12 protein-coding genes and 1 pseudogene are annotated in these 13,843 nt (G+C 47.0%); 10 read left to right on the top strand and 3 right to left on the bottom strand.

The annotated features are described in order from the left end of the window. Nucleotides 1–635 (bottom strand): annotated as a pseudogene (locus tag RMO27_RS15065) (photosystem II D2 protein (photosystem q(a) protein)); the annotation flags it as partial. A gap of 477 nt (nucleotides 636–1,112) precedes the next feature. On the opposite strand from RMO27_RS15065, the gene RMO27_RS15070 reads away from it, so the two are divergent. From RMO27_RS15070 to RMO27_RS15085, 4 genes are all read left to right on the top strand, one after another. Next, nucleotides 1,113–2,879: a metallophosphoesterase gene (locus RMO27_RS15070; protein WP_309733925.1), complete on the top strand. Its 1,767-nt coding sequence runs from the start codon at nucleotides 1,113–1,115 to the stop codon at nucleotides 2,877–2,879. Between the two features lie 150 nt (nucleotides 2,880–3,029). Continuing rightward, the gene (locus RMO27_RS15075) at nucleotides 3,030–3,299 is read left to right on the top strand and encodes a hypothetical protein (RefSeq protein ID WP_309733927.1); all 270 of its coding nucleotides are present in this window, start codon (nucleotides 3,030–3,032) and stop codon (nucleotides 3,297–3,299) included. A 113-nt stretch (nucleotides 3,300–3,412) separates the two neighbouring features. Then, complete coding sequence (locus tag RMO27_RS15080) at nucleotides 3,413–4,096, top strand: ABC transporter ATP-binding protein (protein ID WP_309733931.1); 684 nt, start codon at nucleotides 3,413–3,415, stop codon at nucleotides 4,094–4,096. Nucleotides 4,097–4,335: 239 nt separating this feature from the next. Then, nucleotides 4,336–4,923, top strand: a complete 588-nt coding sequence (locus tag RMO27_RS15085; protein WP_309733934.1) for an NYN domain-containing protein — start codon at nucleotides 4,336–4,338, stop codon at nucleotides 4,921–4,923. Here RMO27_RS15085 and RMO27_RS15090 read toward each other — a convergent pair. Then, nucleotides 4,903–5,502: a histidine phosphatase family protein gene (locus tag RMO27_RS15090; protein WP_309733937.1), complete on the bottom strand. Its 600-nt coding sequence runs from the start codon at nucleotides 5,500–5,502 to the stop codon at nucleotides 4,903–4,905. The genes RMO27_RS15085 and RMO27_RS15090 overlap by 21 nt on opposite strands. Before the next feature lie 375 nt (nucleotides 5,503–5,877). Here RMO27_RS15090 and RMO27_RS15095 point away from each other — a divergent pair, with 375 nt between their 5' ends. The 6 genes from RMO27_RS15095 to RMO27_RS15120 all read left to right on the top strand — a co-directional run bounded on the left by RMO27_RS15095 (nucleotide 5,878) and on the right by RMO27_RS15120 (nucleotide 13,212). After that, complete coding sequence (locus RMO27_RS15095) at nucleotides 5,878–6,834, top strand: RNA polymerase sigma factor, RpoD/SigA family (RefSeq protein ID WP_309733938.1); 957 nt, start codon at nucleotides 5,878–5,880, stop codon at nucleotides 6,832–6,834. Nucleotides 6,835–7,190: 356 nt separating this feature from the next. Further along, nucleotides 7,191–8,081: a ribokinase gene (locus RMO27_RS15100; protein ID WP_309733941.1), complete on the top strand. Its 891-nt coding sequence runs from the start codon at nucleotides 7,191–7,193 to the stop codon at nucleotides 8,079–8,081. Nucleotides 8,082–8,083: 2 nt separating this feature from the next. Further along, nucleotides 8,084–8,506 carry an 8-oxo-dGTP diphosphatase MutT gene (gene mutT, locus RMO27_RS15105; protein ID WP_309733943.1) on the top strand — a complete coding sequence of 141 codons (423 nt, stop codon included), beginning with the start codon at nucleotides 8,084–8,086 and terminating at the stop codon, nucleotides 8,504–8,506. Nucleotides 8,507–8,672: 166 nt separating this feature from the next. Continuing rightward, nucleotides 8,673–9,623: an ABC transporter ATP-binding protein gene (locus RMO27_RS15110; RefSeq protein WP_309733949.1), complete on the top strand. Its 951-nt coding sequence runs from the start codon at nucleotides 8,673–8,675 to the stop codon at nucleotides 9,621–9,623. Between the two features lie 161 nt (nucleotides 9,624–9,784). After that, on the top strand, nucleotides 9,785–11,431 hold the full coding sequence (locus RMO27_RS15115; protein WP_309733951.1) for a hypothetical protein: 1,647 nt from the start codon (nucleotides 9,785–9,787) through the stop codon (nucleotides 11,429–11,431). A gap of 50 nt (nucleotides 11,432–11,481) precedes the next feature. Then, nucleotides 11,482–13,212 (top strand): hypothetical protein, encoded by a 1,731-nt coding sequence (locus RMO27_RS15120; protein WP_309733953.1) that lies wholly within the window; start codon nucleotides 11,482–11,484, stop codon nucleotides 13,210–13,212. 54 nt (nucleotides 13,213–13,266) lie between these two features. Here RMO27_RS15120 and RMO27_RS15125 read toward each other — a convergent pair whose 3' ends face one another. Continuing rightward, nucleotides 13,267–13,431, bottom strand: a complete 165-nt coding sequence (locus RMO27_RS15125; RefSeq protein WP_309733955.1) for a hypothetical protein — start codon at nucleotides 13,429–13,431, stop codon at nucleotides 13,267–13,269. Nucleotides 13,432–13,843: the final 412 nt, after the last annotated feature.

The following is a 13,843-nucleotide window of genomic DNA, read 5'->3' on the forward strand; positions in this document are numbered from 1 at the left end:
GCACACAGGAGCGCACCGCCGAGAATCCCCGCAACACCCATCATGTGGAAGGGGTTGAGCGTCCAGTTATGGAAACCTTGGAGGAATAAGATAAAACGGAAGATTGCAGCTACGCCAAATGAAGGTGCGAAGAACCAGCCAGATTGACCCAGTGGGTAAATTAGGAAGACGCTAACGAACACGGCAATCGGACCGGAGAAAGCCAGTGCGTTGTAAGGACGAATCCCGACTAGACGAGCGATCTCAAATTGACGTAACATAAATCCGATCAGACCAAATGCGCCATGAAGAGCTACAAATGCCCACAGACCGCCAAGTTGACACCAGCGAGTGAAGTCACCTTGAGCTTCAGGTCCCCACAACAGCATTAAGGAGTGACCCACGCTATTAGGAGGAGTAGAAAGAGCGGCGGTAAGGAAGTTGCAACCTTCGAGGTAGCTAGAAGCCAAACCATGACTGTACCAAGAAGTAACGAACGTGGTACCAGTCATCCAGCCACCGAGGGCTAGGAAAGCGCAAGGAAATAGTAAGATACCAGACCAGCCGACGAATACGAACCGGTCTTTTTTTAACCAGTCGTCTAAGACATCAAAGATGCCTCTTTCGGCTTGCTGGTTGCCAACTGCAATAGTCATGGTGCAGTAAAACTCCAGATATTATAAGGACATTGTTTGACGCGATCGATTTGAGCAACATGGATGCAAAAATCAACACGTTATGAGTCAACTGATTTATGAAATCAGTTTACGTTTCTTTACCTAGTCTAATGGAATTGTGCCGATATGGGTAAAATCTTTACCTTTTCTTCGACAAAATTTAACATTCTCTCGAGAGATCGCACCTCTGCCATATTCTTTGACGGAGGTAGATAAGTATAAATACTCATAAGTATCCGAGCGAGGTGGAAAATTGGCGATCGCCATTAAATTGCAACATATCATTTCAAACCAATCGCTTCAAACCAAGCCATGACAGCAAGAAGATCGCCAACGACACCAGTGAAGATCGGTTACGACCTCGATCGCCTAAATTCGATCGAGCTTCCTAATAATAGACACACAAGTTGGAGTAAGCTTCTTGGTATTGACGATCGTCGCATCTAATCATTAATTATGAGTAAGCCATTCAAGCGACCGATCCGGTTAAGGCAAGCGGCATTTGTGAGTTGTATTTTAGCAATAATTTGGTTAATCATCCAAGTGTATTGGTCTATGACTGCCATCCCGACATTACTGACCGATCCGTTTTTGCAATTGCCGGGTGCTAATTCGGTGAATGTAGTTTGGTTTACTGAGTTTGCTGGCGTTAAACATACTGTCAGCTATGGTCGAGAATTGGCTCAAACGGAGATCGCTACTACCACTCAACTCAGTCGCACTCGTGAAGACGCCCGATCTCGTGTTGGCACTCAAGTCGCAGATGGGCAGATATATCCCCAAACTCGAAGTCGCCCGATCTGGCGACATGAAGCGACGATCTCTCGATTATTACCCAATCTAAGGGTGCCTTATCGGGTGACGAGTGTTACCGTAGATGGCGCACACATCACGAGCAAAACATTTAGTCTGACGGCTAATCCGACAACAGGTAAACCACTAAAAATCTTACTCACGTCCGACCACCAACTAATGCCGATGGTAACTGCCAATCTGCAAAAAGTAGCAGAGACTTTGGGACGGGTAGATGCCGTATTCATGGCAGGGGATTTGACGAACATTGCCGATCGGGCGTCGGAATGGTTTGACGATCGGCGCGGTGGGGCTTTTTTTCCGGCACTTCAAGGGCGTGGTAGTTACAAGCTGAAGCAGTCGGGGATTGAGACTCTATACAAAGGTGGGGAGTTGATTCAGCACGCGCCAATATTTCCGGCAATCGGCAATCATGAGGTGATGGGACGATTCGATGGCGATCAATCCCTGAATTATCAGTTTGAAGATGCGATTCCTCGCGAACACGCGGTTAAACTCCCGCCCTCGTTCGCGAATGCTCGATCGTCCTGGCTGAAGGATAATTCTTTTAATACCGACACTTACGAAGAAATTTTTTCCCTACCCCAGACGAGTCCTGGCGGTAAACAATACTATGCGGTTAGCTTTGGAGATATTCGACTCATTGTCCTACACGTTACTAATATTTGGCGCACGCCCAGTTTGGATGCAGACGCCAGAGGTAAATACCGCGAACGCCAGACTGACTTCGATCGACCTGCTAACTGGGGTTACGGACAACACATCTTTGTCCCGATTGCTAAAGGTAGTTTGCAATATAACTGGTTAGAGCGGGAACTCCACAGTCCAGAATTTCAGCAAGCAAAATACAAAGTTGTCATGTTCCACCATCCGCCCCATTCGCTGGGGGAAAATGTGGTACCCGCTTATACCGATCCGATTCAAAAGATTCAGCAGCGCAATCCTGGCGCGATTACCTCGATCGAATACACCTATCCCCGTCAGGATGATTTCCTGATTCGGGATGTGGTGCCGCTGTTAACTGCTGCCAAAGTGCAATTGGTCTATTATGGGCATACCCACATTTGGAACCGGTTTGTCAACTCAGCAGGGATGCATTTTTTGGAGTCTTCTAATGTCGGGAACTCCTACGGTGCTTACGTGGGTGACAAACGGCGTAATGTGCCGACAGGCGATCTGAAAAACTACGCTGCCACTGACAACCCCAACGGTTTGACGCCGATCGTCCCATCGATCGCTCCACTGACTGACGATCTCGGCAATCCTCAACCATACCTTGCTAGCAACGATATCACTGCCTTTAGCATTCTCGATACGAAAACTGGCACCGTCAGTAGCTACCGCTTTGATACTCGCACGCCACTGACTGGTGCGATTAAGTTCGATGAATTTGTCCTCAAACGAGAGTGAGTGACGATCTCGATCTTCATCAGAAAATCTGTTAGCTTCGAGATTTTGCCAGTTGGTGCATCCAGACCGACCGAATCTGACCCGCCACTAGCCACGAAATTAGCGATCGGCTTACAATGAGAATCCCTACCCTCAATTTCTGATTAGATTATGTACGTCATCGAAATCCTGCTCAAAAATACGGCTATGCCCATGTCAGTGCAACGGAAGACTGTCGAAGAAGCGGATACCGTTTACCAACAAGTTTTAGCAGCAGCGAAATCCGGTGACCGCACCTTGCTAGAATTGACCTGCGATCGCCAGCCAGAAAAGAAAATTGCGGTGATGACCGATTCGATCGTCGCCGCCCAAATGTACGAAAAATCCGGTGCGGCAGCTTCTGGTAAAACACCAGGGTTTGTCGCCTTTGCAGGAGCTTAATTTCCGCCTTTTCGATCGACTCCCCGTTATTTTAGATGCGCCGATCGTGCGTTAAGTTTCTGGGAGACCTACCGTTGGCGTAGCCCCTCGCCCCTCGCCCCCCGCCCCCCGCTATGACCGAATCATTCCCCTCACCAGCCATCGAAGTCAAAGATCTCTCCTTTGCCTGGCAGTCTGGTAAAACCGTACTTGATCGTTGTTCTCTCTCCGTGCCGCGCGGTGAGTTTTGGATGCTATTGGGTACCAATGGCAGCGGTAAATCAACCTTGTTGCAGTTAATTGCGGGGCTACTAGCACCCCAATCTGGGACGATCGAGATTCAGGGCGGGTTGGGCATTGTCTTCCAAAATCCCGATTGTCAGTTGGTGATGCCGACAGTTGGTGCCGACGTCGCGTTTGGACTGGTTGCCGAACGACTGACTGCCAGTCGAGTGCATCATCGGGTGGTCGAAGCTTTAGATGCAGTCAATCTGGGCGAGTTAATCCGTCGCCCCATTTATGCCCTCAGTGGCGGTCAAAAGCAGCGGGTGGCGATCGCAGGCGCGATCGCCAGACAAATCGAGGTCATCTTATTTGACGAGCCGACAGCCCTGCTCGACCCTGATGCACAATTAGATCTGGTCGCCCGCGTCCGCGACCTCGTCAAAAGTCGCGGCTTAACTGCGCTCTGGGTCACGCATCGACTCGAAGAATTGGACTATTGCGATGGTGCGTTCTCGATCGAATGTGGACAAGTAGCCGATAGTGGCGATCCCCAAAGAATTCGGCAGCGATTGATGGGAAAGATTGAAATTTAGAGTGGAAATTTGGACTGTCCGTCACCCCACTACCCCCTTGTCCCCCTAGCCACTTATCCCACAACTTGTTAACATTGGGAGAGCGAATATAAAAATTTATTAAGAAGACTGTCATTCAACAAAGATTTTGGTGGTGCTGCTACTACATCTTGTTGTCAACTATCTGTCTTTTCTCGCTCAACCTGGAGGTTTCCTTCAGGGCGCGAGCTGCAACTATCAACTGTCAACTGATTTGAACCATGCCTCCCTCACGAAAACAAGCTGTATTGCTCGTTGACGGCTACAACGTGATTGGAGCCTGGACAGACTTACATGACAGACAGACCAAACAAAATCCGCTACAATCGGGGTCGAGAGCTGAATTAGAAGCCGCACGCGAAAAACTGGTCGAAGCACTGATTAACTATAGTGCCTATGAAGACTACCAAACTAAAGTCGTATTCGACGCCTATAGTCGAGATGCGCCAGCCTACTGTGAAATAATTACCCCAAATTTATCGATTCATTACAGTGACTTTCTCGAAACTGCCGATACATATATTGAGAAGTTCTGTGCGGCCTTTCGTCACGATCTCCAATACTCCGCATCAAGGCTGATTGTCGCGACATCCGATCGCGCCCAACAGATGACCGCAATTGGATTTGGGGCTGAGTGGATCTCATCGTTACAACTGATCGCTGATGTCGATTTTAGTGCCAAACGATCGAAACGGCGGCACCGCCCCCAAAAACAATCTGCCGGACGATTCTTATTCAATTCGCTCGACCCCAAAGCCCAAGCGCGACTCTCGGCAATGCGTCACGGCTTACCCCTCGATGAGACTTGAGTGCCAGCGATCCCGATCGCGCGTTAATTTAATCATCCCACCGCATGGTAAATCGTAGTTGCGCCAACCAGCCTCACCAGTCAACGCCGCTACGATTCCCAAGACAGAACCTTTATGCGCGATCGCCAACAAATGATCGCAATTGTGATGAATCAGTTTTTGTGCTATATTATTCAAACGTATATCTAGTTCCTCCAAAGTTTCAGGGTAGCAGGGCATAACTAGGGATTGATAATCCACATCAATATTTGGGTAATTTCGCATCAGTTGATCAATCGGTGTTGTTTTTGGTAATGCTGGGGTCCAGTCTTGGCACAGCCACTCACACAACCCCCACTCTAATCGGATCGGCAACTGCAGTAACGTTGCCAATGGAGATCCGGTTTGAATCGTCCGTAAGAAGGGAGAAGTCAACACTCGATCGATTGGTATGCTCGCAAATGCTTGAGCCAAATGCATTGCCCGATCGAATCCTTGGCTTGACAGCGGCGGATCGTACGGATAAATTGCCGTTTCAAACCAGGCTGGCTCGATAAAGTCCAACCGATGTGCGTGACGAATCAACCAAATTGTCTGCATCGAACTTAAATATCTCCAAAATGTGCTGTAGATCGCCGTCTTGTAAACAAACCTTAATTATGATGAGAGTGAAGCCATGTCGATGAGGACGGTTATTGGTAACGAGTGGGGGGTGAAGACCGAACCGCCAAAGCCCAATTACACTTGGATTGTATACTGTCAGCTAATTGGCTGAGGATTGAAAAACTCGATCAATCTGTGTATAGAAATGTTAAGATTATTAGAGAGATAAGTAAACTTAAACTTGAGAACCAACTTCAACTGAGACTTACTAACACTACAGCGATCGGGCTGCGATCGCCGACTGTCAATTAGCAAGACTCCCCTGCAATCGAGATTTTGCATCTAAATTCCCCCTACATTTTAGCCAGAGTCATGAAAACTGCTCAAGCATCAACTGATACTGTCCGTACCTACCTCCGTGAAATTGGGCGCGTGCCCCTGCTCACGCACGAACAGGAAATCCTGTATGGTAAACAGGTACAGCAGTTGACGATCCTGATGGCAGTCAAGAATACTCTCATCGAAGAACTCGGTCGCGAACCAAGTTTAACGGAATGGGCAACTGCTGCCAATATCGACGAACTCCATCTGCACAAGACTGTCTCAGCGGGTGAAAACGCCAAACGCCGGATGGTCGAGGCCAATCTCCGGCTGGTGGTATCTGTAGCCAAAAAATACATCAAGCGCAACATCGATCTGCTCGATCTAATTCAAGAAGGGACGATTGGGATGCAACGCGGTGTTGAAAAATTCGATCCCAGTAAGGGTTATCGGTTTTCGACCTATGCTTATTGGTGGATTCGCCAAGCAATTACCCGCGCGATCGCGGAGAAAGCGCGTGCGATTCGCTTACCGATCCACATCACCGAAAAACTCAACAAGATCAAAAAAGCTCAACGTGCTTTGGCGCAACAATTCGGACGAGCAGCGACAATTAATGAATTAGCCGCCGAACTAGAGCTATCTTCTAAGCAGGTTCGAGAGTACCTAGAGCGCGCACGTCAACCATTATCGCTCGATCTACGGGTCGGTGACAATCAAGATACCGAACTAGGCGATCTGCTTGAAGATCCAGGAATATCGCCAGAGGAATACGTTACCAACTCATCCTTGCAATTGGACTTGGAGCGGATGATGTCGGAATTGACACCGCAACAGCAACAAGTTCTCACACTGCGGTTTGGGTTAAAGGATACTCAACCGCTGACCTTGGCGAAGATTGGTGACTTGCTCAATATCAGCCGCGAACGCGTCCGGCAAATCGAGCGTGAAGCCATTGCCAAGCTCCGCAAACGCAAAGCAGATATCGGCGAATATCTTGCTTCATAGAGATTGAAAAGTCCGCTCCGGCGGGCTTTTTTTATGGATAGATGGTGAGGGATCGTCTCCCTTGGGGAAAGGGGAATTTTGCCCTAAAATTATATAGAACCGATTTGAGATCTCTGATGGCGATTCCGCACAGCGGACGGTTTACCCTCTACTCTAACCCACTACTTCCTCTCCGATCTTTAATTTTCGTAGCACACTTTGACACTTACGAAAAACTGCTGAGCTTATCATTAGTGCTTGATAATACCTCCGTAAGCTGGATTTATACCGCAGATCTGCGACAAAGTATCCTCTGTAGGGATGTTGTCGGGCAAAGTGCAGCATAATATGTAGTTATATCGCTCTGAGAAAAATGAATGAAAATAATTAACTTTGGATCGATCAATATTGACCATGTTTATAGTGTCCCCCATTTTGTTCAACCGGGTGAAACGCTAGCTTCCCACAGCTATCAGACATTTGCTGGGGGAAAAGGACTTAATCAATCTGTTGCGATTGCAAGAGCTGGAGCTGAAGTTCTTCACGCTGGTAAGATTGGAACTGATGGCGAATGGCTGCGAAAAGATTTAGACAAAGCTGGCGTAGATACCTCAAATATAGAGATTGAAGATAAAATTCCAACTGGACATGCCATTATTCAAGTATTATCTGAGGGTCAGAGAGAAAATTGCATTTTGCTTTTCGGTGGCGCGAACCAGTCAATCCAATCTTCAGAAATTGATGATGTCTTAGCCCAAACAAAGTCAGGGGATATTATCCTGTTGCAGAATGAAATTAATGCAGTATCCGAGATTATAGAGAAAAGCTACAAGAAAGGACTACGAATTGTCCTTAACCCTGCTCCATTTGATTCGGAAATCCGTAATCTTCCACTCGACAAAATAGACATTCTCATTTTGAATGAAACTGAAGGCGAAGGACTTACCAACCATCGGGATCCACAGACGATCGTTGACGATCTTGCAAAAAAACTGCCAGACTGTACAGTAATTCTCACACTTGGCGAACATGGCGTTATGTGTCGAGACAAAACAGAACTGATTAAAATTCCGGCTAAAGAAGTTGAGGTGGTTGATACAACGGCAGCAGGAGATACTTTTATAGGATACTTCGTTGCTGAGATATCGCAAGGTACAGAGCTAGAGCAAGCTTTAATAACTGCAACTCAGGCAGCCGCAATCTGCGTGACTCGTAGGGGTGCTGCTGTATCAATCCCCACAAGAGCTGAAGTCACAAACGCAATATAATTGTGAATTTAGAACTGCCGCATAAACAAATTGGTGTCGCTGTCATCTGGAATCAATCTGGGCAGATTTTAATCGATCGACGTAAAGCTAGTGGCACAATGGGGGGACTGTGGGAGTTTCCAGGCGGGAAAATCGAACCTGGTGAAACGGTTGCCGAATGTATTATCAGAGAGATTCGGGAAGAATTGGCGATCGAAATTACTGTCGGGGCGCATCTGATTTCGATCAACCATACTTATCCTAACTTCCAACTCACGGCGATCGTCCATCATTGTCAGCATATCAGTGGTATTCCCCAGCCGCTCGAATCTGAAGAAGTGCGGTGGGTAAAGGCGAGCGATTTGAATAATTACCAATTTCCGGCGGCTAATGTGGCAATTATCCATGCCATTCAAGATCGCGGAGCGAGCACGGAGACAAGGTAGGGAATCGAAATTAGCCCCTCATGTCAATCTTGGCGATCGATCGATATTTCTGGAATCATTGGTGGGCAGACTGTATGAAGAAGAACTGGAATTTTTAGCTTGAGCGAGACGATTCCAGTTTGAGTAGTTACAATCGAAACAATCCCACCGCGATCGACGACCTAATATGGCAACAGAACTAGCGATTCGGACAGAAGATCTCACCAAACAATTCGATCGACAGATTGCCGTCAATGGGGTAGATTTGGCCGTAGAGGCCGGAGAAGTTTACGGGTTGATTGGCCCTAACGGTGCGGGTAAGACCACCTTGATGCGGATGCTAGCCACCGCTGAGGAGCCAACCATTGGCGAGATCTATATTAATGGCGAAAGGTTATTGCGCGATCGTAGTAATGCCAATCTCAAGCGGGTATTGGGCTATCTGCCTGATGATTTCCCGTTGTATGACGATTTGACAGTGTGGGATTATCTCGATTATTTTGCCCGACTATACAAACTTACCGCCGAACGGCGGCAGCGACGGCTGTACGATGTCCTAGAATTGGTGCAACTGAGTACCAAGCGCAATAGTAAAATCGCTACCCTCTCGCGGGGGATGAAACAGCGATTGAGTTTGGCGCGGACGATTATTCACGAGCCAATTTTATTACTTTTAGACGAACCAGTGTCAGGGCTAGATCCGATCGCGCGGATGCAGTTTCGGCAGATTATCAAGACGTTGCAAGAAGCAGGGATGACGATTTTGATCTCGTCCCACGTCTTGAGTGACTTAGCCGAACTCTGTACCTCGGTAGGAATTATGGAGTTGGGATTTTTGGTTGAGAGTTGTCGATTACAAGATCTCTATCAACGTTTGAGCCGCCAACAAATTTTGATAACGACATTAGGCGATCCTGAAGTACTCAAGCGAGAGCTTAAATGTAATTCCCTAGCTACCGATATTGAAATCTTAGCAGGTACCAATCAAATCAGAGTGGGATTTTCGGGTACAGAAGAGGATGCGGCGGATTTATTACGATCTCTCATTCACGCCCAACTTCCAATTACCAATTTCCAATGTACTCAGGAAGATTTGGAAACAATCTTCTTGAAATTAGGACATCAGCAAGCTTCTTAACTTAGTCATCAACCGATCGGCAAAGAGACAGGAATATGCAACAATTTAGATAATTAAAGAGTCAATTTACTAATAAAAATTTAATTGTGATGGTAGTAAAAATGAATGGTATGTAAATATACGTAATATTCGATCGCCCAGCAATCATCTCACTAAAATTTATGCCAAAATTAACTAATATCATCGACAAAGTGGGTAACTCCAACCCGCAAGTATTTCGAGAACTCAAAGAACGTCTGACGCCGCGAAATATTACTCTGGCACTCGTCTGTGCCGCGATCGTCCAAGGATTAGTCTTACTGTATTTTAACGGCCAGATTCCCATTCCTGCTTACGAGGGTTTATCAGCCGAGAAACTCGCAGTTCATAGTAATTATTGTGTGGTTCCACCTGCTAGTAGCTATGATGAAGGCTTCTGTCGCCTCAGTGCGAATGGAGGCTTCGATATTAACTGGCAAAAATGGTGGCTAGATATTTTTAGCTGTTTATCTTGGATTTTGCCATTCGGACTAATTTTGGGATCGGTTTATACTTTAGTTGCCGATTTAGTCCGCGAAGAAAAGCGCGGTACGCTGAATTTTATTCGCCTGAGTCCGCAATCGGCACAGACAATTTTTAGCGGTAAGATTATTGGCGTACCCAGCCTGATTTATTTAGCGATCGGGGCAATCTTACCGCTACATTTTATTGCTGGTATGAATGCTGGTGGGAACATTATTTTACTCCTGAGTTGGGATCTGGCGATTGGAGCACTAGCTTTTCTATTGGCTAGTGCTACGGTTTTATATGTTCTTCTCGGTGGCGTACAAGCAATCTTAAGCGCGATCGCCATTGGGTACCCGCTGTGGATGCCCTTAATGGCCATTAATACAGTCGTCACTCGATCGATCGAGCGAGATGGCGATGTATTCGGCTTTGATTCACTCTGTTGGTTTGGATTGCCAATTGTTGGCAACGCACTGTGGTTTTACACCTTTGAAATTGGCACCTGTTTAGTCGCAAGTTACTGGATATGGCAGGCTCTCGAACGTCGCTATCTCGCTCCTACGGCCACAATCATTGGTAAATTTCAAAGTTATCGCCTCAATCTTTGCTGGCACATCTGGATTGCGGGATTCGCAGTACCGGCGATTCTATCGAACAGCAGCGGCTACATTTACAACCGAGTAATTGCTGCCATTTGGTTGGCTCCGATCGATTTTGTGGTGCTACTGTTATTAATTCCCACACTGCTGCCTTCCAAACAAGCATTGCAAGATTGGAGTCGGTATCGGCGCGAACGCGTCACCCATCACCAGCGGAAATTCTGGCAACGAGAATTAGTTAAAGATCTAATTGGTAACGACAAAAGTCCTGCGCTCCTGGCAGTTGCCATTAATCTAGGCATGGCACTAGTGCTGTGGCTGCCACTGTCTATTGCTTTCGATCGGGCGCAGTTCGTAGCCAGGATCTGCATCGCTGCCAGTCTGATTGGCATCTATGCCGCGATCGCTCATTTAGCCCTATTTTTCAATTTCAAGCAACGTAAAACGTGGATTATTGGTAGCGTTGGCGGGGCAATGTTCCTGCCGATAGTGGGCGCATTCGTCTTATCACCCAGTCACACCCCTACGGGACTATCGGCGATGTTACTAGTATTTTCACCGCTGGCATCGATCGGCATCCCGCAACTATCAATGAGTGCAATTTTCGCAGCATTCCTCACTCAGTTGGGTTGCTTCGCCTTTTTGACACGCCAGTTGCAGCGGAAATTACAACAGAGCGGACAATCCCAAAGCAAAGGATTGACAGCTAATAATTCGGTCTAATTAACATCGCCAGTTGCTCGGTCAGCTAACCAGTAAAGTAAGGTAGGCATATGAATTTAGGTAAAATAGTCGATCGAGTCGGGGACACCAACCCCCAACTATTTCGCGAACTCAAAGAACGCTTGACCCTGCGCAATCTGGGGATTGCGATCGTCGCAAGTTTACTAGTCCAGGTATTGACATTTTTGTATTTTAGCGGTCAGATTCCTGTCGCGGTGCCGGATGTTGTCTCGATCGAGCGTTCTAACAGTATCGATCGACCCACAGCAGAGCGTCGATTCAAAGTAAATGAAAATACGTACAGCAAGTATTGCAGCTTTTCATCAAATGATGGCTACACTGCTCTGTGTCAGCTAGATGGTAATGGCAATTTTAAGGTCAACTGGCAAATTTGGCGTTCGGATATTTTTAACTCCCTGAGCTGGATTCTATCCTTCGGACTGATTTTGGGAGCGGTTTATACATTGGTGGCGGATTTGGTGCGGGAAGAAAAGCGCGGTACGCTCAATTTTATTCGCCTCAGTCCCCAATCAGCACCAACCATCTTTATCGGCAAAGTCTTGGGCATACCAATTTTGGTCTACTTGGCTGCTGCGCTGATGTTGCCGCTCCATCTAGGCTTCGGATTGAGCCTCAGTGCCAGCCCCGCATTACTGGTAAGTTGGTATCTGACGATCTGTGCTACTTGGTGGTTATTTGCTAGTACAGCGGTTTTATACGTGCTCCTTGGCGGCGTACAGGCAATTGTCACTACCATTGCGATGGCGTTCCCGCTGGGGGTACCCCTATTAGTCACCAACGCCTATTTGGGAGGGACGATAAATCACGAATCCTGGCTAGGTAAATCTAGCGATCGGATTTCTTGGTTTGGACTCCCCATTACTAGCAGTGCGGTCTGGATTTATATCTTCAGCACTTGCAGTTTTGCAATCGCGAGCTACTGGGTATGGCAAGCGTTGGAACGTCGCTATCTCAATCCCACAGCCACGGCGATCGGTAAGCGGCAAAGTTATTTCATCAATCTTTGTTTACAATTATGGGTTGGTGGATTTACGCTGCCATTAATTTTTGCGCAGCCAGCTAATTATTTGACCACTCGGCAACTGATTTCTGGATTGGCGATCGGCGATTTTATGGCGTTGTTACTGTCGATCTTCATGTTGTTGCCTAGCAAACAAGCACTACAAGATTGGAGCCGCCATCGTCGCGAACACACCAATCGGGGGCGGAAGTTTTGGCAACGCGACCTGGTTCGAGATTTAATTAGTAATGATAAAAGTCCAGCCTTGCTAACGATCGCGATTAATATTGGCATGGCAATGGCTGTTTGGCTGCCTGCCGCAGTCTTTGGATTGACTAAAGTCAGCAATAGTATGAGCTTTAATGGATGGAGCGCGCCCGGTTATGGCTTAAAACTGGCGACTGGTGTTTGTCTTGCAGCTACTTTGATACTGATTTATGCCACGATCGCTCATTTAGGGCTATTTCTCAAGGTCAAAAAGCAGCATGTGTGGATCGTCGGTATTGTCGGTATTGTCGCGATCTCACCGTTGGGCATCGCTTATGTTTTATCGATGGCACGTGTTCCCAGCGACTTGTTGGAGATCGTCGTATTATTTTCACCGTTTGCACCAATGACTTTGTTCCAGGTTAGCACTGGCGCGATCTTGGCCACATTAGTCGCACAGATCGCCGTGTTTGCCACTTTAGCTCGTCAATTACAGCGCAAGCTACAGATTAGTGGTCGCTCCCAAAGCCAGGAGTTATTAGCTCGTAGTTAAATTGATGTGGCGAAAGACTTGATCGACCCAGCTTCTACTTGGAAGCTGGGTTTTTTATGTGTTGTTGAGATCGTCATCCTTAGGCTTACTTTTAGCTTTGCGGATCAATTGGGCGATCGTCCGCGAGAGCGATAGCCCAGAATCTGCAGCCAGTTTTTCCAACTTCTCTCGCTCGATCGGATCGAGGGAGACATTTAAGCGATTTTTTTTTGTGCTCACAGCGCAAAAGTGGTGTAACTATGATACCTATTGTCCGAGGTAGGAGCTAGGCAGTGGTGGATTATTAACGTTTGTGACAAAGATGAAGAGAAACAGCAAAGAATTCACATAACATTGTATAAATTTAGATGAATAGACAAAGCTAATCGCTAAAAAAACTCGATCGCAACTAGTAAAAACTAGTTAGCCTCTCATATTAATACGAGAGTTTTCCCAAATTAATTAAGGTATGTTAAGTCATTGACTTCACACCATGCCGATAAGTTTGAAATCGAAACTATTAAACGCAAACAGGATTAAATAATATGTTAGACGGATTCTCCAAAGTAGTCGCCCAAGCAGACGCTCAAGGTCAATACCTGAGCACCGGTCAGTTAGACGCACTTGCCGCCATGGTCGCCGCTGGTAACAT

It is taken from the genome of Chamaesiphon sp. OTE_75_metabat_556, assembly GCF_031378165.1.
Classification (GTDB): Bacteria; Cyanobacteriota; Cyanobacteriia; order Cyanobacteriales; family Chamaesiphonaceae; genus Chamaesiphon.

Bases quoted from the DNA above. Each gene is read 5' to 3' on its own strand.
- RMO27_RS15070 (WP_309733925.1), top strand. From the start codon at position 1,113: ATGAGTAAGCCATTCAAGCGACCGATCCGGTTAAGGCAAGCGGCATTT.
- RMO27_RS15075 (WP_309733927.1), top strand. From the start codon at position 3,030: ATGTACGTCATCGAAATCCTGCTCAAAAATACGGCTATGCCCATGTCA.
- RMO27_RS15080 (WP_309733931.1), top strand. From the start codon at position 3,413: ATGACCGAATCATTCCCCTCACCAGCCATCGAAGTCAAAGATCTCTCC.
- RMO27_RS15085 (WP_309733934.1), top strand. From the start codon at position 4,336: ATGCCTCCCTCACGAAAACAAGCTGTATTGCTCGTTGACGGCTACAAC.
- RMO27_RS15090 (WP_309733937.1), bottom strand. From the start codon at position 5,502: ATGCAGACAATTTGGTTGATTCGTCACGCACATCGGTTGGACTTTATC.
- RMO27_RS15095 (WP_309733938.1), top strand. From the start codon at position 5,878: ATGAAAACTGCTCAAGCATCAACTGATACTGTCCGTACCTACCTCCGT.
- RMO27_RS15100 (WP_309733941.1), top strand. From the start codon at position 7,191: ATGAAAATAATTAACTTTGGATCGATCAATATTGACCATGTTTATAGT.
- RMO27_RS15110 (WP_309733949.1), top strand. From the start codon at position 8,673: ATGGCAACAGAACTAGCGATTCGGACAGAAGATCTCACCAAACAATTC.
- RMO27_RS15115 (WP_309733951.1), top strand. From the start codon at position 9,785: ATGCCAAAATTAACTAATATCATCGACAAAGTGGGTAACTCCAACCCG.
- RMO27_RS15120 (WP_309733953.1), top strand. From the start codon at position 11,482: ATGAATTTAGGTAAAATAGTCGATCGAGTCGGGGACACCAACCCCCAA.